The organism is bacterium (genome assembly GCA_035505375.1).
In the GTDB taxonomy this organism is placed as follows: domain Bacteria; phylum Hydrothermota; class Tepidihabitantia; order Tepidihabitantales; family Tepidihabitantaceae; genus UBA2258.
In genome coordinates, this window is the sequence record DATJQV010000006.1 from 1 (window position 1) to 19,597 (window position 19,597).

Annotated in this window: 13 protein-coding genes and 1 pseudogene; 10 read left to right on the top strand and 4 right to left on the bottom strand. The window is 61.5% G+C overall.

Annotated elements, in window-relative coordinates; all coding sequences use genetic code 11:
• Nucleotides 1-893: 893 nt before the first annotated feature.
• Both VMH22_01100 and VMH22_01105 read left to right on the top strand, forming a co-directional pair.
• Nucleotides 894-2,711, top strand: coding sequence for a hypothetical protein (locus VMH22_01100; GenBank protein HTW90293.1), 1,818 nt, complete (start codon nucleotides 894-896; stop codon nucleotides 2,709-2,711).
• A 274-nt stretch (nucleotides 2,712-2,985) separates the two neighbouring features.
• Entirely contained in the window at nucleotides 2,986-3,297 is a 312-nt protein-coding gene (locus tag VMH22_01105) for an RNA-binding protein (GenBank protein HTW90294.1), read from the top strand.
• A 50-nt stretch (nucleotides 3,298-3,347) separates the two neighbouring features.
• Here VMH22_01105 and VMH22_01110 read toward each other — a convergent pair whose 3' ends face one another.
• Nucleotides 3,348-3,845 carry a hypothetical protein gene (locus VMH22_01110; protein HTW90295.1) on the bottom strand — a complete coding sequence of 166 codons (498 nt, stop codon included), beginning with the start codon at nucleotides 3,843-3,845 and terminating at the stop codon, nucleotides 3,348-3,350.
• Between the two features lie 301 nt (nucleotides 3,846-4,146).
• On the opposite strand from VMH22_01110, the gene fabD reads away from it, so the two are divergent.
• The 7 genes and pseudogenes from fabD (at nucleotide 4,147) to VMH22_01145 (ending at nucleotide 13,276) form a co-directional block, all read left to right on the top strand.
• Nucleotides 4,147-5,070 (top strand): ACP S-malonyltransferase, encoded by a 924-nt coding sequence (fabD, locus tag VMH22_01115; GenBank protein ID HTW90296.1) that lies wholly within the window; start codon nucleotides 4,147-4,149, stop codon nucleotides 5,068-5,070.
• A 9-nt stretch (nucleotides 5,071-5,079) separates the two neighbouring features.
• A complete protein-coding gene (locus tag VMH22_01120; GenBank protein ID HTW90297.1) occupies nucleotides 5,080-5,361 on the top strand; it encodes a TMEM165/GDT1 family protein in 282 nt (93 codons plus the stop codon).
• A 189-nt stretch (nucleotides 5,362-5,550) separates the two neighbouring features.
• The gene (gene truD, locus VMH22_01125; protein HTW90298.1) at nucleotides 5,551-6,705 is read left to right on the top strand and encodes a tRNA pseudouridine(13) synthase TruD; all 1,155 of its coding nucleotides are present in this window, start codon (nucleotides 5,551-5,553) and stop codon (nucleotides 6,703-6,705) included.
• A gap of 181 nt (nucleotides 6,706-6,886) precedes the next feature.
• The gene (locus tag VMH22_01130; protein HTW90299.1) at nucleotides 6,887-9,889 is read left to right on the top strand and encodes a hypothetical protein; all 3,003 of its coding nucleotides are present in this window, start codon (nucleotides 6,887-6,889) and stop codon (nucleotides 9,887-9,889) included.
• 69 nt (nucleotides 9,890-9,958) lie between these two features.
• A complete protein-coding gene (locus VMH22_01135) occupies nucleotides 9,959-10,126 on the top strand; it encodes a hypothetical protein (GenBank protein ID HTW90300.1) in 168 nt (55 codons plus the stop codon).
• Nucleotides 10,127-10,129: 3 nt separating this feature from the next.
• Complete coding sequence (locus VMH22_01140) at nucleotides 10,130-12,406, top strand: T9SS type A sorting domain-containing protein (protein HTW90301.1); 2,277 nt, start codon at nucleotides 10,130-10,132, stop codon at nucleotides 12,404-12,406.
• 204 nt (nucleotides 12,407-12,610) lie between these two features.
• Nucleotides 12,611-13,276 (top strand): annotated as a pseudogene (locus tag VMH22_01145) (transposase).
• Nucleotides 13,277-14,515: 1,239 nt separating this feature from the next.
• Here the strand turns inward: VMH22_01145 and VMH22_01150 are convergent.
• Nucleotides 14,516-16,162, bottom strand: coding sequence for an ATP-binding protein (locus tag VMH22_01150; GenBank protein HTW90302.1), 1,647 nt, complete (start codon nucleotides 16,160-16,162; stop codon nucleotides 14,516-14,518).
• A 399-nt stretch (nucleotides 16,163-16,561) separates the two neighbouring features.
• Between VMH22_01150 and VMH22_01155 the strand changes: the two genes are divergently transcribed.
• A complete protein-coding gene (locus tag VMH22_01155; protein ID HTW90303.1) occupies nucleotides 16,562-17,266 on the top strand; it encodes an anaerobic ribonucleoside-triphosphate reductase activating protein in 705 nt (234 codons plus the stop codon).
• Here the strand turns inward: VMH22_01155 and lipB are convergent.
• Complete coding sequence (gene lipB / locus VMH22_01160; GenBank protein HTW90304.1) at nucleotides 17,182-18,051, bottom strand: lipoyl(octanoyl) transferase LipB; 870 nt, start codon at nucleotides 18,049-18,051, stop codon at nucleotides 17,182-17,184. The two genes, VMH22_01155 and lipB, sit on opposite strands and share 85 nt — an antisense overlap.
• 49 nt (nucleotides 18,052-18,100) lie before the next feature.
• On the bottom strand, nucleotides 18,101-19,504 hold the full coding sequence (lpdA, locus tag VMH22_01165; GenBank protein ID HTW90305.1) for a dihydrolipoyl dehydrogenase: 1,404 nt from the start codon (nucleotides 19,502-19,504) through the stop codon (nucleotides 18,101-18,103).
• Between the last annotated feature and the right edge of the window lie 93 nt (nucleotides 19,505-19,597).

Below are 19,597 nucleotides of genomic sequence, written 5' to 3' on the forward strand. Positions count from 1 at the left end.
GAGCGATGAGCATGCTGTTTTCCACCCGTAGCTGAAGGACTCGCGGCGAACTCAGACTTCCCCGCATCCGAGCCCGGCTGACGCAAGGCGCGTGCTGGCCCGCAAGTTCGCCGACTTGGCCCTCTACGGCCCCGACCGCCAATCCCTGTCCTAACTTCCCTATTCCCAATCCCCTAACCCCTATTCCCTTCCCAACCCCTCCTATGCTCCCCCCGTAGCTCCGCACATGGCTTCCGAGGTAACGACCGGAGCAACTTCCCGAGGAACGACGAGGGTTACTTCTACGGTTACTTCCACCGCTACTTCTTCCGCTACTTCGCGAGCAACGACCAGAGTTCCTTGTCCGGTTCCTTGCCGGGTAACAGGTCGGGTTCAATCCCGGGTTCCTTGCCGAGTTACAGTCGGCTTTCCCGTCAGAGTTCCTTCCCGGATTACTCTGCACGTAACCTCGAGACCAACCTGCAGGGCTTCTTGGAGAGCTACGAGGAGAGCTGCGACACGCGTCGCGGTCCAAGCTGCAACCAGTCCGGCTTCGCGCGTCCCGGGACTGGTGACTCAAGAACCTGCACCGGGCTTCACCAGAAAGGCGCAAGGACACTAGGAAGGTTAGGATCGCGGGTGGCCATGTCCGCCCGGTGTCTTGGTGCCCTGGTGGCGCGACTTCGAGTCTGGTGAGTTAGATGCGATTTGACAACGGTCTTGCGGATATTAGAATTCCCGCCACATGGAATCGGGATCCCTTCCGCTGGTCGTAAAGGCGCGAGACGCCGGCGTGCCTTCTCCGCCTTGACACACATGGCTTCAAGTGCTGTCGCCCCGAACTACCCGGACATTGTCCCCGGAGCTGCACAATCCCGGCTCCAATGCCCTGAGGGTTCCCTGAGCCGGGGCCGATGAAACCAAAGTCGGCGAAGGGCTCCGGGCGTTTCGCAGTCGCCGCCGGGCTGTTCCTGGTGGTCGTCGTATCGGCGCTGGCGTTCAGCGGCCTTCTGGACAAACTGCTCCTCGCCGCGGTCTCGCTGATGAAGGGCAGCGCCCCGGCCCCGCACACGCTCAACCGAGTCCGTCTCAGCTTCGCGTTCGTCCTGCTCTGCGGCGGCCTGCCGCTCACCCTTGGTTCCCTGACGCCCGCGAGCTGGTTCGCGTCCGCGGGGCGAATCCTGAAGGAGCGCTACGTGCTCGTGGCGGCGATGGCCGTCCTGATCCTGTTGTGGCTGCCGCCATTGCTGCTCGGGCGCAGCGCAATCATGGCCGGACACCGGTACTGGTGGCTCGACGACGACGCAATGATCTCGATGCGGTATGCCCGGAATCTGGCGGCCGGCGCAGGGCTGGTCTGGAATCCCGGCATGCGGGTCGAAGGCTACAGCAACTTACTGTGGACCCTGTTCATGGCCCTGGTCCACTTCCTCCGTGTCCCGGCCGCGATGACCTCTCTGGTCGTGCTGTTGGCCAACCTGGTCCTGGCCGCGGCCACGGTACCGGTAATTATCCGGCTGGTGCGCTTGCTGGGCGGCGGCGCGCTTGCGACCGCCGCGTCGCTGGCCGGCTATGTGCTTTGCCAGGACACGATGTACTGGGCCACGTCGGGCGGCGAGAGCATCCTGCTCATGCTGCTGTTCCTGTGGGCTGCGTGTCGCATCCTGCATGAATCGAAACTCGACCGTCCCCGTCCGGCCACGTACCTGCTCATCGCGGTCATGTCCCTGGTCCGGGCCGATGCCGTCGTGCTCGGCTGTCTGTTGGGCGCGCTCGCTCTCGTTCTCACCCGGAATCGGCGGTCTGTGCTCCTCTATTTCGGCCTGTCGCTCCTGCTGCCCGCGCTCCACGAGCTGTTCCGGCTCTACTACTATCATGCGCTCCTGCCCAATACTGCCTACCTGAAGACCGAGCACTGGCCCGGTCGGACCAGGGCCGGCCTGCTCTACACCCGACAATTCATCACCCACTACCCGCTCGTGATAGCGCTGGCCGTGGCCGGCGCGCTCGGGCGGTCACGGCAGGCGCTGCGCGCATGCGTGGCCGTGTTTCTCATCTACGTGGCCTATATCACATACCTTGGCGGCGATACCCTGTACCATTTCCGGTTCCTGGTGCCGGTCCTGCCCCTGGTCACGGTGCTGGCGTTCGTGGGCATCCAGCGCCTGCGCCCGCCGTTGAGGCTGACGCTCGTCATCCTCGGCCTCGTGACCACGCCGCTCATCGCCTTCAACTACGCCGACTATCTGAGGCACGACAAGGACGAAGCCGACTATGTCCGCATCGGCCTCCTGCTGAAGCAGAACACACAGCCCACGGCCCGGGTCGCTGATTTCCAGGCAGGCACGACTATCTACTTCTCCGAGCGTTACGGCATCGATCTGCTGGGCAAATCGGATTCCCACATTGCGCACATGCCGGTCGCGTCCAACGGCCGGAAGCCCGGTCTCAACAAGTTCGATTTCGACTATTCGCTGGGCGTGCTCAAGCCGGATCTGGTGGTCACCAATTTCAAACTTCCGGTCACTGAGGACTCGATGCGCAGGGCGTCGGTCGGTGACTGGGCCTATCACGGGCAGCTCTATTTCAACCCCGTGTTCCGCGAGCACTACCTGCCCAACCCGGTCGCCGTTGAAACCCGGCGCACGATTTTCGCCGCTGACTGGTCGCCGGAACGTGATCGCATCAACGACTGGAAAGACTTGTCGGCCGAAGCCCCACGTCGTCCCTAATCGCCCGGCCGCTGCCCCGCGCGACAAGGCCCGAAGCGAGCCGTCCGGTTGCGGCCGTGGGCGCTTCCCGCCCCGATTTATCTTGACACAGTAGGGCCGTAAGTTACTATGACACGCTGGATGCCGCGAGGCCTGGCATCCGGCATGAAGCATGAGGTCTCGAGAATGCTTGTGGTCGGTCAGGAAGTCTATGAGTCAGGTCTGTATGTCCTACGTGCCCGCACCCGTAGTTCCGTAACGAGCCCCAAGCGCAAACCTGTCCGGAGGCAGACATATGGGAAAGCGCGTGTTTGTGGGGAACCTTCCCTTCAGCGCGACCGAGGACCAGCTGCGCGAGCTGTTTGCCCAGCACGGCGACGTGGTCTCGGCGGAGATAGTCAAGGACAAGTTCACCGAGCGTTCCCGCGGATTCGCATTCGTGGAAATGGCGACGGATGAGGCGGCGGCAGCGGCCGTTTCCGCCCTCAATCAATACCAGATGGACGGCCGTCCGCTGACCGTGAACGAGGCCCGCGCCCGCACCGAGAGTCGCGGCCCGCGCGGCGGTGGACGCCGTGGCGGTGATGAAGGCGGCAATCGCTGGTAGCGCTGTTCTTGCAGACTTCGGGCGGGCGTCAAGCCCGCCCGTCGCTTTTGTCAGGTGCCGATACGGGAGAGAATGACCGCGAAAACCATCGCCGCGCCGATAGCGGCGGTCCAGCCGATGAAGGTCCCCATGACGCAGCCCGCATCGTGGTTGTAGGTCCTCAGGACAACGGCGTGCGAGAGCTTGACCCGGACCGTGTCGTCCGGCATGACGTAGACCCAGTTCGTCCCAGCCCGGACCGGGCCGGCCTCATAGCTTGAGAGCAGGCCGGGCTCGTCGGGGATTGCCCCGAGCCTCCGCAGCCCGTCCCAGAACTGGTCCGGGGCCTGGTCGCACGCGGCCTCGTAGACTTTCCTGGGCGGAAACAAGCTGACGAAGTGCTTGCCCGGTGCAGCCTCGACCACGGTCGGCGCAACGGTCATCTCCACCGAGACGGCGTCGAGATAGACGTGGTCGGGCAGGGAATCGGTCTCAATCGACACGTAGCCGACCGAGGCCGCGCGCGCCGTGGCCACGGCGAAAAGAAGGAGAGCAGCAAATAGCTTCATCAGCGGGTGGCCGGAAGCATACTTGGCGACACTCCGCGGGTCAAACAATCCGCTCAGGAAAGGACAAAGTCATAAGCACAAAGGACTAAACAACGAGGAAAGGACGAAGTGCGAAGGACGAGACTGGCTTGTTACTTTCCTCATTGCTTTGTCCTTACGACTTTGTCCTTTGTCCTTTGGCACGACGGCACTGACATGACGTTGACAGCGCTGGCCTGAACCGTATGATGGACGGTGAATCGCAGGAAGCGTGCCGCTGCCGCGCCTCTGGCGCCAGCCGGCCCAACCGAAAGGCATTACTATGAGTGATTCAATTGGTTTCCTCTTCCCCGGCCAAGGCTCTCAGTTCGTGGGCATGGGTGCCGACCTCTACTCGAAGTTCGGGCCGGCCCGCGACGTGTATGACCGCGCCGAGCAGGCGCTCGAAATGCCCATCAAGAAGCTGTCGTTTGAGGGTCCTGAAGACGAACTGCGCCAGACCCGCTACACCCAGCCCGCGATTCTGACCCATTCGCTCGCGGCGCTGGCCGTCCTGCCGAAGACCAGCCCGGCCATGGCTGCCGGCCACAGCCTCGGCGAGTATCCGGCGCTCTACGCTGCAGGAGTGCTCGACTTTGACTCGGTAATGAAGCTCGTGAAGCGCCGCGGCGCGCTCATGTATGCCGAAGGAGAGAAGAACCCCGGGACTATGGCCGCCATCATCGGCATGGAGGCAGCCGCGGTCGAGCAACTCTGCAAAGACGCAGGCGGAATAGTCGTGCCTGCGAACTACAACGAGCCCAGGCAGACGGTCATCTCCGGCGAGGTTCCGGCGGTCAAAGCTGCGGCCGAGCTGGCCAAGACCCGCGGCGCGCTCAAGGCCGTGCTCCTGCCGGTATCCGGGGCATTCCATTCGCCCCTGCTCAAGGAGTCGGCGGCAGAGTTCGCCGAATTTCTGGGAGGCTTCGAAATCCGCACGCCGTCTTTCCCGGTCATCGCCAATGTAACCGGTCAGCCGGTCACGACCGCTGAGCAGGTACGCGACTGCCTGACAAAGCAGCTCATATCGCCGGTCCGTTGGGTCGCGACTATCAATAGCGCGAAGGCCCTCGGCTGCAAACGATTCCTCGAAGTCGGCCCGGGCAACGTGCTCGCCGGCCTTGCCCGCAGGATTGACCGCGAACTTGTGGTCTCACCGGCAGGCAAAGTGGCGGACGTGGAAGCACTGACCGCCGCCGCAGGATAGGAGTAGACAGTGGACTGGAGACTCCTTGCCACAACCTTCGGTTCGGTCTTTCTGGCCGAACTTGGCGACAAGACCCAACTCGCCACGCTCTGCTTTGCCACGGGTAAGAATACGTTCAGCCCCGTCTTCATTGGCAGTTCGGCTGCACTGGTCACCAGTTCTCTCATCGCCTGCCTGGTAGGTAGCGAACTGACAAAGGTGCTGCCGGTTCGCTGGGTTCATCTTGGAGCCGGAATCCTGTTCATCGTTATCGGAGCGCTGCTAGTGGCAAGGAGCGTTCGCTCTGCCTGAATCGGAGGAACCGGAATTGAACCGCCAAGACGCCAAGAACGCCAAGTGGTCAGAAAAGGAACCCTACCACAAAGACACCAAGACACGAAGGTCCGGACGTACAGGAACAGACCAAGACTCTGCTGCTGCTACTCGGATGCTCTTTGTGCCTTTGTGCCCTAGTGGTGAAATCCGCGTCCGGTTCCCCGGATGAAGCTGAAGGCCAGACCCGAGGACTTCCAGGTCGAGGAACGCCTCAGGCTGAGGCTCAAGCGCGCCGGCGCGTACTCAATCTACCGCCTTGAGAAGCGCTTCTGGAACACGCTCGATGTCATCACCCATCTTGAGCAACGCCACGGGCTGAGGAAGCTGAGCCGCGCCGGTCTGAAGGACCGCTACGCGCAGTCAGTCCAGTTTCTCTCCATTCCGGGCCGCGGGCCGAAGCAGGTAATCGAAAAGAACTACACGCTCAGGCTGGCGGGGATGGCCGACGAGCCGGTCAGTCGTGACGTTCTGCTCGGGAACACGTTTCGGGTGACGCTGCGTGCCCTGACCGACGACGAGGCATCGGCAATCCTCACCGCGCTGCCCAAGGTCAACCGATTCGGGTTTCCCAACTACTATGACGAGCAGCGTCTTGGCTCGGCCCGCCACGGCCAGGGCTTCATCGCCCGTCGCCTGATCGCCGGGCACTTCAACGGCGCTCTGCGGCTCTGGCTGGGCACGCCGTCGGGAGCTGACGATGCGCAGACGCGACGCCGCAAAGCCGGAATTGAGGAACACTGGGGCGACTGGCCGCGGATTCTACAACTCGCCCCGCCAGAAGGGCAACCGGCCATCAAGCATCTGAGCATCAGCCCCAAGGACTTCAAAGGAACGGTCTACCTCATCCCTCGCAACCTGCTCGAGCTCTTCGTGAACGCGTATCAGGGATGGCTCTGGAACGAAATCATGGCCGCGCTGCTGGCGGAAATGAAGGCTGCACCCCGACAGCTCGAATACTCGCTCGGAACTCTTGCCTTCTACGACGAGCTGAGTCCGACCGACGCGAAGTTTCTCTCGAAGCTGGTTATCCCGGCGCCGGGTCCGGATGCGGAGTTTGCCAGCGAACGGGCAGCGCGGGCTACGAACCAGGTCCTTGCCCGTGAAGGTCTGTCCCTCGACCAACTGGAACTGAAGCTGCGCATCCGCGGTGTGTTCTTCAAGGCATACCCACGCAAGGCCGTGGTCACTCCCGAGCACCTGAAAGCGTCGTCGCCCGAACCCGACGACCTCTACCCCGGCCGCAAGAAGCTCTTGCTCTCGTTTTTCCTGCCACCCGGCTCGTACGCGACGATGCTGATCAAGCGCCTGTCGCTGCTGTAGACAAGGGATCAAGGGATCGAGGGATAGAGCGATCGGATTTCACGGGCCAAAGGACAAAGTGGCAAGGACAAAGGACCAAGCAAGCACGAAAGGAACAAGTCCCAAATCCGCGTTAGGACTTTGTGCTTTCCTCCTTGCTTTGTCCTTTGTGCTTTGTCCTTTGTACTTGAACGCCGCGTCCGTGCCCGGCAGCATCAACATCGACCCGCGCCTCAACTGGTACACGCTGGAGTCCGACCACTTCGACGTTCACTTCTCCTGCCGCGGCCGACCGGATAGCTCATCGCTCCAACTGGCACGAGAGGTCTCAAGCATCGCTGAAGAGGTCCACGCCACCATTACGCCTGTCGTTGGCTGGGTACCGCGGGCAAGGACCCAGATCGTCATCGCCGACTTCTACGACTACTCAAACGGCTGGGCCGCGCCATTCCCGAACAACACCATCACCATCATCCCGACGCCGCCCGGCGGCAGCAAGACGAACGAGGGCGACTGGCTGCGCATACTCATCCTGCACGAATACTCGCACATCCTGCAGATAGACCGCGTCGCCGGCGTGATGGCCGGACTACGAAAGGTGTTCGGCCGCATCAGCATGCCGAACGCGCTTGCGCCCGCCTGGCTGAATGAAGGCTACGCGGTCTACAACGAGACGAGGTTCACGGACTTCGGCCGCCTGCGCGGCACCGAGTACGACATGATGGCGCGTGCGGCTGCGGATTCCAACCGATGGTTGCCCGTTGACCGTTGTGGCAACTACGATCTTCAGCGCTACCCCGACGGTGACGCTCCATATCTCTACGGCTCCCTGCTCCACGGGTACGTCGTCAAAGCCGCGAAAACGGGGACTGTACCGCGCGTCCTCGCGCTCCGAGGGACTGTCCCCGCTTTCGCCGACTCATCCATCTGGGACCGGTACAACCGCGAGCGTTCCGCTGGTCTCCCCTACCTCGAGAACTTCTACGCGCAACAGACATTGGGCCAGAGCATCTACCATGCGTGGAGCGAAACCCAGGCGGAAAAGATGAAGCCCGAAGCCCCATCTTCATCCTTCATCCTTCATCCCTCATCCTCTCTTCGGCGCCTCACGCACGAGGGCTATTCGACCAGCTCTCCCCTCTGGTCGCGCTCCGGGGCGGCGCTCTTCTACGTATCGAAGACCGACGAGGAATACCCGTCAATCAGGATGCTCGACACCGCAACCGGACAGGTGACCGTGCTGCATCGAGGCCTTGTGACCGGAAACCTGTCGCTCTCTCCTGACGGCCGCCAACTGGCATTCGCCGAGCTGAACCTTGAGGGCAACTACTACGAGTATGAGGACATCTTCACCCTCGACCTCCAGTTTGGCGTCGTCCATCAGCTTACGCACGGCCAGCGTGCCCGCGACCCCGACTTCGCCCCGGACACATCCCTGCTGGTCTTTGTCTCCAATGACCGAGGCCAGAACGACCTGAAGCTGCTCGACCTCGCCACGGGCAAGGTGTCCCGGCTTACGGAAACTGATGACCACACGGCCTATAGCAGCCCGCGCTTCTCACCGGGCGGCAAGTGGATCGCGGTCGCAGCCCTTCGCCCCGGCGGCTACACGGACATCGAGCTGATTGACCGCCGCACCGGCTGGACGATTTCCGTTACCCACGACCGCGCCAATAACATGTCTCCCGCGTGGTCGAGAACCGGCAGGCTCCTGTTCTTTGTCTCGGACCGCTCGGGTGTGTTCAACCTGTACGCCTACCACCTTGCGACCGGCCGGACCTTCGCGGTCACCAATGTCCAGTATGGTGTATTCGAGCCGGCGATTTCCCCTGATAACCGCTGGATTGCGGTCACGAGCTATTCAGCCTCGGGCTATGACATCAGCACCACCGACTTTCGCTCCGCAGAGTGGCAGCTCGCCCCGGAATTCAAGGATACTCTGCCAAGGGACATGACCGAATTGTCCGACAATTCGGATCGTGTCCCGACCCGAGCCGAGGGCATGTCCCCAGCTACCACCCACGCGCCCCAGCTCTACTACTACAACCCGTTTCCGGGCCTCCTTCCCGCCTTCTGGCTGCCCTGGCTGACGCTCGCCAATCGCCAATCGCCATTCGCCATTCGCCAATCGCTGGAAGTCGGCGCGTTCACGCTCGGCTGGGACGCCCTCCAATTCCACCAGTACCAACTGACGGCCGGGTATAGGTTCAGTCATTCTTCACCCTTCCTTTCCGCTGCCTACACTTTGAGCCGCTATCGCCCGTTCATCAGCGCCGCCGCCGACATCGACCAACACCAGCAGCAGGGCAACCTCGGCCTCGAACTCGCGTACATGGCCACCAGGCACTCCAACTGGTTGGACTTAGGCCTGACGGCGCTAAGGGACATGACCGCACTGTCGGACAGGGGCTCCTGCCAATCGTCTGACGATTCGGATCGTGTCCCGAGCGGACTATCAACGCATGCTGACCTTGACTGGACCTACTCCGACGCCCATCAGTACCGGTTCGACGTCGCGCCGGTCGAGGGCCGTGTCATCGGCCTGCACGCGGACGCACAGCAGAAGGCGTTACTGTCCGACAAGGACCTTGTCCGGGTGCTCGGCTATTGGTATCAGTACTTCGGGAATGCGCCGCAGACGTGGAGCCTGCGTTCCAAGCTGGTCGTTGGTACTGCTTTTGAAAGAGCTGCACCTGACGCCTTCGAACTCGACAACGAACCGGGGCTGCTCGGCGTGCGGGGCTACGCATCAGAATCAGAGCCGGCGTCCACGGTACTCACGGCTGGACTCCAATTCCGTGCTCCGCTCTGGTGGGTCGAACGCGGCATCGGCACGGGCCCGCTGTTCCTTCAGAACATCAACGCCGCCGCCTTCGCCGACTTCGGCCTCACCTCAGCCCGGCCCGCCCCTGCAAACTGCAACCTGCAAACTGCAGACTCGGGCCCGTCACGCGCCCGCATCGGCGTCGGCGCCGAACTCCGCGCCGATGTCATCCTCTCCCACCTTCTGCCCGTGAGCTTCACTGCCGGCTGCGGCTTTGGCCTCCACTGTCCGACAGGGGCCGCTGTGGCCAACCCGCTCTGGTCCTATCGTCTGTACTTCGGTGTATCAAGCTCGATGCTGGCAGGAATTCTCGAATCGCCACTAGCCACTCGTCAATCGCAAATCCCTTCCGGCCTCCGCCACCTCCCCGAAGCTCTCTAACCGCACCTAGCTCGCGCCAATCTCCACTGCGATTGACAGCCGGATTCAGAGGCCCAGAATCATCGCGCCATGAGGATGTGGCGGTGGAGTGCTGCCCTTCTGCTGGGCGCGGCGGCGGTGGCCTGTGCTGGCAGGCCGTCGTTCCAAGAGCAGGCGACGGTCCAGAAGTCGCTCGCGCGGGCGCACGATGCAGAGCTTGACTCACGGAATTCCAGACTGACAATGTGGCAGAGGTAGCGGATGAAATTCCTTGCCGCCGTGCTCTTGGGCCTCGTACTGGCATCCTTGGTGTTTGCACGCCAGCCAGTATTGGGCCAGTACCGCGCCGTGCAAGAGTCGCTGCGGACGGTGCCGCCCAAGATGAGGATGGAGTGGCTGCACGAGCACGCCGAAGGACGGAGGACGGAAGACGGAAGACCGAGGACGATGTCTGACTCGGGCTCGGGTTTGAGGCTTGTCGGCAAATGGGGCAGGGGGCCGGCGGCTGAGGTCACTGGCAAAGATACCTTGGTCGTGCTGACGCTTGGCAGCGAAGTAGCGCTGCTCAACTTCGCCCAGCCGGACAGTCCGCGAGTACTATCGGAGATTCAGTTCCCATCGCTTACGGCGCAGTCTTACCTTGAGGATTCGCTGCTTTACACCAGTAGCAATGCTGACCTTGAGATTTGGAGCATCGCCAACCCGACGCAGCCGGTCAAACGCGGCCAGCTTCTCGGAGCGGTTGGAGACTTCTGGATACGGGATACCTTCCTGTTCTACATCCGCAGCGATACGTTCCACGTCCTCAGCATTGCCAATCCAGCCAATCTGCACGAGCTAGGTTTCTGCATTGAGGCGGGCTCAGTCACGACCGGCTCGGGTAACACGGTGGTTGTCTGCCAGAGCGGAGGCTTCGCATTCGTGGATGTATCGAATCCAGCCAGTCCACATCAAGTTGGCACGTATGCCTGCGGCCGCACGCTCACGGCCACCGCTAGAGGAAGTCTGGTCTGTGCCAGCTACGCGGAGACCGGCGAACCTTATACGCCTCACTTCATCACGCTGGACATCTCGACGCCGAGCGCGCCGCAGCTTCTTGCCAACCGGAGCAACCTCGGCGGCTACGATATCTTCCTTGATGGTCCGCTCGCCTTCGTTTCGGGTGATGGCGACGTTGGACTACCATTCCAGATATTCAGCATTGCCGACTCAGCGCACCCGGCTTTCATTGACTCTTGCCGGACCACGAACAGGTATCCTTATGGCGTCTGGGAGAGCGCCAGTCTGAACCGGGCGCTGGTGGCTGACGAGTGCGACGGCTTGGCCATTGTTGACGTTTCCAACCTAAACAACCCGGTGCTGGACACATGGGCGCTCTCAGCGGGGTGGGCTATGGACGTGCATGTTGACGGGCAGCACTGCTATGTCGCTGATTTCTTGTCAGGCTTGCGACTGCTCGACTTGTCCGACCCGACCCGACCGATTTGCATCTCGGGGCTCGACACAGTCATGGTGGATGAGGTGTGCAATACTGCCACAGCACGCGACAGCTTCGTGTTCATGGGCTGGTGGCCTAGCCCCTACCTCCGAGTGGTTTCCGTCGCCGACCCTCGTCACCCAGAAATCGTCGCCGGGTGCTCCGTGGAAGGTTTCCCCCAGCATGTTATCCTTCGTGACAGCTTCATCTACGTGGCGATGGACTACGGGTTCCAGGTGGTCAATGTCGCCCGTCCACGCGCTCCGGTAGTCGTAGGAGAATGCGGACTACCGGACATGACCGAAGGCTATGGGATGGTCATTTTGGACACGCTGGCATTCGTGTCCACCGGTGTCTCCGGCCTGCAGGTCGTCAACATCGCGCGGGCGGACAGCCCGGCAATAATCGGCACGCTGACCCCGCCCAGCGGGGCCTGCGGCGTCGCGGTGATAGACACGTTCGCGTACATCGTTTCCGGCAATCTCTGCGTCGCCAGTGTTGCTAACCCAGGTTCACCATACTTGATTGACAGTGTGGTGCTACCAACGTTCGGATGGTCGGTGACGGCTACCGATTCGTTGCTCTTCGTCGGCAGCAACGGGCATATCTATGGCCACCCTGGCAATGATATCCGTCTTCTCGACATCAGAAATCCGGTCAGGCCAGTGCTAATCGGTTCACTGGAAGCACCCGATGCGGTTACCCGGCTGGATTGGGTTGAATCTCACCTGTATGCAGCGTGCTACGACGCAGGAGTGCTGGTAGCGGAAACGGCTGCGGTCGGCATCCAGGAGGTAAAGAGTGCGGCGACACTGCGGCGTGAACTCCGCGTAATGCCAAATCCTGCTGTCGGCCTTGCACGCATCTGGTTCGGCGAAGCACTGAACGGAGAGAGCGTACTAAGGATCTATGATGTCTCGGGCAGACGAATGTTGGAGAAATCAATCAGTAAGGAGACCGTATCTACCGAGCTAAACTTGGGTCGACTGAGTTCAGGGTTGTACTTCATGCGAGTAGAGACCAAGAATGGAGTTCTGGAAAGCAAGCTACTCAAACAATAAAAGAAGGAGTCGGGTATGAAACGCATGATAGCTCTACTGCTTGTCATCGGGCTGTCGACGGCGGCGTTAGGAGCGGCCAAAGCGTACGACGTGACACCATTCGGAAATAGTGTTGGGGGATTTCGGGGACACAATACTTGGGGATTTCGGGGACACAATACTTAATTACCTTTGACTTTCGGACGGCGTCGCGTATGCTCGGGCATGGCGAGAATAGCGCGAGTGGTTGCGGCGCAGGTGCCCCACCATGTCGTCCAGCGTGGGAACCGGCGCCAGCCGGTCTTCTTCAGCACAGCCGACTACAAGGCGTATCTGCGAATGATGGCCGCATGGTGCGGGCAGGAGAAAGTCGAGATCTGGGCGTACTGCCTGATGCCCAACCATGTGCACCTCGTAGCAGTACCTGATACCGAACAAGGTCTTGCCCGAGCGATCGGCGAGGCCCACCGTCGGTACACAGTCCGAGTGAATTAGCGTGAGAACTGGCGCGGTTACCTCTGGCAGGGACGTTTCTCATCATACCCGCTCGATGAGCAGTACCTGCTGGCAGCGGTCCGCTACGTAGAACTGAATCCGGTGCGGGCCGGTCTGGTCGAGCGGCCATGGCAGTATCCCTGGTCCAGCGCGGCGGCTCATGTACGGGGTCGCGACGATACACTGGTGAAGGTGAAGCCGATGCTGAACCGGGTAGAGGACTGGCGCGAGTATCTCAGTGGCGAGTAGGACAGCACCGACCTGGAACTTATCCGACGTCACGCGCGCAACGGCCGTCCCTTGGGGAACAGCGACTTTGTAGAATCGCTCGAGGTCAGGACTGGCCGAACCCTGGTTCCACTCAAGCGCGGACCCAAGCCGCGGCAACGGACTTGAGATAAGTACTGTGTCCCCGAAATAGAGACGGTAAGCGAAGAGGCGCAGTTATGCCTGCGTGGTCCACTTCTGTGCCATGACGGCTGAGAACTAGTGCCTCAGTAAGAAGGTGGTCCTGACCTAATAGGTCTGCTCCGAGTCCGTCGAGAGAACGCTGCCCGCGGAAACGCGGGCAGCCTCTCTTGATTCCACACCGGCCGGGACAAGAGCCGGGCGGAGGCTTGCGTCAGCGGAACTTGCATCTTGGCAAAGGCAGTGCCAGAGGCTGGGCCAAAGGCATCTCCAGAGTCATTACCAGAGGCCCTGCTGGAGACACTGGGAGAGGCATTGCCAGAGATTCTGCCGAAGCCATTGGGAGAGACTTTGCTAGAGGTTCTGCCAAAGGAATTACCATAGGCATTGCCAGAGGCAATACCAGAGACCGTGGGAAAGCCATTACCAGAGACACTGCCAAAGCTATTGGGGAAGGCTCGACCAAAGGCTCTGCCAGAGGCAATAGCAGAGGCTGTGCCGGAGGCATTGCCCGAGGCTCTGCCAAAGGCTTTGGGAAAGGTACTGCCAAAGGTATGGGCAGAGCATCCCCCAGACCGGCCCTCGGGTGGTCAATCTGCTATTCTACCAAAGTCACCTGCACGTTCTGGCTCTTTCAAACGTATCTATGTATGGGGACACGTCTTGATTGGGGCGCCACGCCTCTCTGCGCGCCTAAATTGCTGAGATAGAACGCGTTAGGTCGCGAGGCTGACCGTAGAACACGCTTTCGGAATCGCTCTGGGAACCGTTCCGGGAACGGTTCGGGAGGCGGTTCGGAAGGCCTCTTGGGACGGGACTTGCATGGCGATTCTGGCCCTGATTTGCGGCACGAGACGGGCGGCGACTTCCGAGTTGATTCGCGCTTGCGTGGGCAGGGCTACTCTCCTGCCGATTCGGACGGAGGTTTGCTGGCCGAATCCGGAAGGCACCCTCGGCGTGACTGCCGACGTGAATCGCGATGTGGTTCTCGCGGCGACTTCGAGAGCGAATTCACCCGCGATTCGCACGTTCCCGCTGCCCGCTGCAAGGCAGAGCACGGGCTACAGGTCCAACCTGTGCTCGGGAGAGAGCAATTGGTACACTAGTAGAGCAGCGCCCAGGATGGCGGATTCGGACTTGCTTGCAGGAAAACTGAGCGGAGAGCTCCAGCAGTCGCGACGTCGGCTACGTTTGTCGCCGGCCTTCAATCACCGACAGGTACTGCGGCTAGAGGTCTTTTCTTCTCGCGCGCCAGCGCCGGACGATACGGTCCACGTCCATATCCTTGATACCGTTCGACCACCACTTGGCGAACTCGACGTCCGAGCTCATCGGCTTCGGGGCCGGGCAGTCGATCATTACCCGCGTCGGCAGAGCCACGCAGTCACCGAGAATCAACGCCTCACCGGTCCGTAGCGACGGCAGCATGTCCATGAGTCCGGAAAGCGCATCCGGCACCAGCTTGCGGACATAAGCCTGATCGTCCGGGTTGGTGAGCCGCATGGCAATGAAGCTGTTGCACTGGGAGAGCACGGTTTCGGACAGCTCCTTTGGGCGCTGGCTGACGATGATGGTGCCGACACCGTACTTGCGGCCTTCCTTGGTTATCCGCTCGATAGCCGCCTTGGCCGCCTGCAGACGGAAGTCGTTGCGGTTGGGCACATAGTTGTGCGCCTCTTCCAGGACAAGCAGTATCGGGAAGCGCTCGCGCTCGGGATTCCACAGGTTGAATTCGAACACGATGCGCGAAACCACCGCCGCCACCACCCCGACCGCGTCGGAGGGAACGCCGCTCAGGTCGATACATGCCATCCTGCTGCCGGTGTCGATAGACAGGAAATCACGGAGCAGTTGCACGAAGCTGTCGTTGGTGGTGTATTGAGTCGGCGTGAACATGAACTTGAACCGCGGGTCGCTCACCTTGCTGTCGAGGCGGATGAGGAATTTGTCGAACTCGCCGTACAGCGGCCCCGGCACCATCGTGCCGTCGGCATCCGGAACCATCTGGATGTTCCAGTTCCTGATGGTGTCCAGCAGGTCATCGAGGTCGAAAAAGATGGGTGAGTCCGCGGTAACACGCTCGCCCTTACGCAGCCGGTCACTTCCGACTGTGCCTTCACGCGCCCGCACCAGCGCGTCGCGCAGCACCGTCATCTGGTTCTTGGCCGAGAACTCGGCCTGGTCAACGGTCAGGTCCTGAAACTCCTCAAAGCTGAGCAGCCAGTACGGCAGTTCGACCTTGTCCGGGTCTATCCGCGTGACGTTATCCGGGAACGCCGAGGCGTATTCACCGTGGAGGTCGAGAACAACGATGTGCGTGTCCGGGTATCGGCGTATCGCCTGTTGCAGAATCGAGACGACAGTGCAGGACTTGCCGCAACCGGTGCTGCCGACCACGGCGACATGTTGTCCGAAGAAGTGGTCGACATTTATGTAGGCACGCTGGTCCTCGGCCTGTGTCGGATGGCCGAACGAGAACTGGTATTCACTGTACTCGGAGAAGATGCCCTTCAGCTCGTCATGGGTCACCATGCTGACCGGTTGGCCCACCGTCGGATAAATGGCGACGCCACGAATGAAGCTACGGTCCGAACCCATGGACCCAATGAGTATGCAGTCCGCGAATCTCCGTCCGACCGGCACGCAACCATCTGCCTGCGGAGTCTGCGGCACGTGGACACGGTCCATGCTGATTGACGAGACCAGACCAATGACGTTTCGGTCGCGGACCGCGATCTTGATATGCGACCCCGGCTGCCCGGGGTAGTAGTCCCCGACCAGTGGAACGGTCGTATCAACGTGCAACTCAACGAGCACCCGTTCGCCGTTCACTTCGACGACATGCCCAATGTCGATATCACCAGTTGCTGTCATGCTTCATCACTCCTTTGCAGCAGACGAGCCGACGCGTCTGCGCCGGCCCGGGAAACACTCCTGACGTACGCACGGCCCCCGAACCGGCTTTGCGCCGGCCAGGAGGGCGAGGACGTAACCAGTCACGCGTGTAACAATAGCGGGTCCGACAGAAGAAGGCAAGGTTGAGGTTGAGGTTGAGATCAAGGTTGAGGCTGAGGTTGAGGTTAAGGTCAAGGCGAGGAACGTGCGCTCCTCCGGGTCTCGACCTCAACCTTGACCTCAGCCTGTCTCCGCTGGTTGACTGAACCGCGATTTGCCCTAACATCAACCGTGAGCGCATACCGTGAACCGTACCCCGTGCACCGTAAGCAGTGCGCGGAAGAACGGCGTACGGTATACGGAAAACGGTAAACGGAAATGCGCATCGTCGGCTTCACTGAGACGTCGCTGCTTGACTGGCACGGCCGGATCGCCGCCGTCCTCTGGATCGGCGGCTGCGATTACTCATGCCCGTTCTGCCACAACGCACGGATCGCCAACGACGAGCCGGCGCTGGCCGAGGTGCCTTGGGACGAAATCGCCCGGACCCTCCGCCGCAAACGCGACTGGTATGACGGGGTTGTCCTCACGGGCGGCGAACCGCTCATGCATCCGGAAGTCTTCGAACTATGTCGGCTTCTGAACGACCTCGGACAACAGGTAAAAATCGACACCAACGGCTCGTTTCCCTATGCGCTCAAGACCTTGGTCGATTCGAAGCTCGTACACTCAGTCGCGATGGATGTGAAAGCGCCACTCGATTCCCGCTATTCAAAGGCGGCCGGACGGCACGTGGACGTCGCCCCGCTGCTCCGGACCATTCGGCTGGTTCTGGAATCCGGCATCGAGCACGAGTTCCGCTGCACGCTCGTGCCCGGCCTCATCGACCCAGAGGATATCACGACCATCGCCGGGGCGGTCAAGGGAGCGCAGGCCGTCGCCCTGCAGGAATACCTGCCCAAGCAAGCACGGGTCACCGGTTTTGGCGGGACGAAGTCCTACACGCGGGCCGAGGTCGAAGCGATGGCCGAGGTCTTGAAGTCCTGCGTCAAACAGGTCAGGATCCGCGGCAGTTTCTCCTGAAACTCGACTCCGAACGCGCGTTCAAACCCGGCAACGACCGCTGACCGTACGCGCGCGTCGTCAGTGACCCCACCCTCGGAACTCACTGAAGTCATGACTACGCCGGGCATGCCACACGGATTCATCAGCCGGAAGAAGTCCAGGTCCACCGTCACGTTCAAGGCAAACCCGTGAAAGGTGACCCGGCGCTTAACCGCAATGCCGATAGATGCAATCTTCCGTTCCCTGCCAGTCGACAGTGTTGAAAATGGGGACAGTCCCATGGAGGTACAGTCCCCATTTTCAGGCTTCCGCTCTTCGCACCAGACACCGATGTAGCCCGGTCTGAGTCCTGACTTGACTCCGAGCTCGGCCAGTGCCGAGACCAGCGCGGCCTCGACCCGCTCGACGAAACGGCGCACGCCGGCCAGTCCTGCCTCCAGCTTGAACACGGGATAGCCGATGAGCTGGCCCGGGCCGTGAAACGTTACGTCCCCCCCGCGTTCGATACGGTACAGACTGACGCCACGTCGCGCGAGCTCGGCCTCACTCACGAGCAGGTTTGAGGCCTTCGCCGACCGGCCGAGCGTGATGACCGGCGGGTGCTCAAGCAGCAGGAGGATATCGGGTATCTTGTCCTCGGCGCGAAGCCGACACAGCTCGCGTTGCAGTTCTAACGCCCGGCCGTATTCCACGCGACCCAGACTTAGCACAGCGGCGGGGGCCTTCGGGACACGATCCCGAACCAGCGAAACCACAGATGGACACTGATTAACACAGATTAGTTTCGGAACATCAGTGTTCATCCGTGTTTATCCGTGGTTGACGGATTCCGATTCCGAGCCCCTGCGGCTCCTACCGATTGACAATGTGAATTGCTTTGGAGTGAATGGCCTCGGCGGCCTCGAACAGCAGCTCGCTCATCGTCGGATGGGCGTGAACGACCCGCCCTATTTCGGCCGCGGTCAGGCCCAGTTCGACCGCGACCGTGGCCTCCGCAATCATGACGTCCGCGCCCGGTGCGGCAAGCTGCACGCCCAGCACCTTGTCGGTCTCCGCATCCACTACCATCTTGCACAACCCGTCGCTCCGGCCAAGGGTCAAAGGCCGTCCTATCGCGGAAATCGGCAGTCGGCTGACCTTCACCTTCAGTCCCTGGCTGACAGCGTCGGCCTGGCTGAGCCCGACTGAGGCAACCTCGGGGTCGGTGTAGACGCAGGACGGAACGGCCTTGAAACGCCATTGCCGGTTGCCGGCAATCGACTCAGCCAGGGCGATGCCGTCGGCCATGGCCCGGTGCGCGAGCAGCAGGCCGGGCTTCACATCACCGATGGCATAGACGTGGGCGGCGCCGGCTCGGTACTTCTGGTCGACTACCACAAAACCTCGCTCATCAACCTTCACCCCGGCCCGGTCCAGCTCAAGACCTGCCGTGAATGGCTTGCGCCCGGTTGCAACCAAGACCGCGTCCGCCTCAACCGTGGACTCAGTCTCCCCGGTGAGGTAGTGGACGACCGCCGCCGGCTCGCGTTCCAGGCTCGATACTCTGACCCCAAGATGGAACTCGATGCCCTCGCCCTCCATCGCCTTCTTCAATGATAAACTCACATCCGTGTCGAATCCCGGCAGCAACTGCGGCATCAACTCCAGCACTGCTACGTTGGCACCGAGGCGACGGAATATCGTGGCAAACTCGAGGCCGATAGCGCCGGCACCGATGACGACGACACGGCCGGGAAGCTGAGTGATATTCAGAGCGCCATTGGAATCGAGCACGCGTATGCCATCCGGCTCGAACCCCGGCAGCACCGAAGGGACCGATCCGGTTGCGACTACTATGTGCTTCGCGCCGAACTCGAGCTCGGTACCGTCCGGCTGGACCACCGCCACGTGCTGCCCGTCGATGAACCGGGCAGTACCCTTGATCGTCTCAACGCCGTTCGAACGGAGCAGGAACTCGACCCCGCGCACGAGACGGTCGGCCACCCGGCCCTTCCAGCTATACAGCGACTGGAAATCGATTTGGGGCTGACCGAAGACGATGCCCATGCGCCGGGCTTCGGCCGCGCCGCGCACCGTGTGGGCCGCGTGCAGTAGAGCCTTTACCGGTATGCAGCCCCAGTTCAGGCAGATCCCGCCGACGCGCTCGCGCTCAATCAGAACGACGCTGCGGCCCAGTTGCGCCAGCCGGATCGCGCAGACGTAGCCGGCCGGCCCGGCACCGATTACGAGGACGTCGACCTCGCGGACAGCACTCATGGGCAATTCTCAATCCTCAATAACCAATGCCCAACGAATGACCAAACCCGGAAATGCCGGAGGCGCGACTGGACACTTGTCATTCGGGCTCCG

What these genes read in the sequence shown, in the direction of transcription:
- VMH22_01100 (HTW90293.1), top strand. Translation starts at nt 894, where the DNA reads ATGAAACCAAAGTCGGCGAAGGGCTCCGGGCGTTTCGCAGTCGCCGCC.
- VMH22_01105 (HTW90294.1), top strand. Translation starts at nt 2,986, where the DNA reads ATGGGAAAGCGCGTGTTTGTGGGGAACCTTCCCTTCAGCGCGACCGAG.
- VMH22_01110 (HTW90295.1), bottom strand. Translation starts at nt 3,845, where the DNA reads ATGAAGCTATTTGCTGCTCTCCTTCTTTTCGCCGTGGCCACGGCGCGC.
- fabD (HTW90296.1), top strand. Translation starts at nt 4,147, where the DNA reads ATGAGTGATTCAATTGGTTTCCTCTTCCCCGGCCAAGGCTCTCAGTTC.
- truD (HTW90298.1), top strand. Translation starts at nt 5,551, where the DNA reads ATGAAGCTGAAGGCCAGACCCGAGGACTTCCAGGTCGAGGAACGCCTC.
- VMH22_01135 (HTW90300.1), top strand. Translation starts at nt 9,959, where the DNA reads ATGAGGATGTGGCGGTGGAGTGCTGCCCTTCTGCTGGGCGCGGCGGCG.
- VMH22_01140 (HTW90301.1), top strand. Translation starts at nt 10,130, where the DNA reads ATGAAATTCCTTGCCGCCGTGCTCTTGGGCCTCGTACTGGCATCCTTG.
- VMH22_01150 (HTW90302.1), bottom strand. Translation starts at nt 16,162, where the DNA reads ATGACAGCAACTGGTGATATCGACATTGGGCATGTCGTCGAAGTGAAC.
- VMH22_01155 (HTW90303.1), top strand. Translation starts at nt 16,562, where the DNA reads ATGCGCATCGTCGGCTTCACTGAGACGTCGCTGCTTGACTGGCACGGC.
- lipB (HTW90304.1), bottom strand. Translation starts at nt 18,051, where the DNA reads ATGAACACTGATGTTCCGAAACTAATCTGTGTTAATCAGTGTCCATCT.
- lpdA (HTW90305.1), bottom strand. Translation starts at nt 19,504, where the DNA reads ATGAGTGCTGTCCGCGAGGTCGACGTCCTCGTAATCGGTGCCGGGCCG.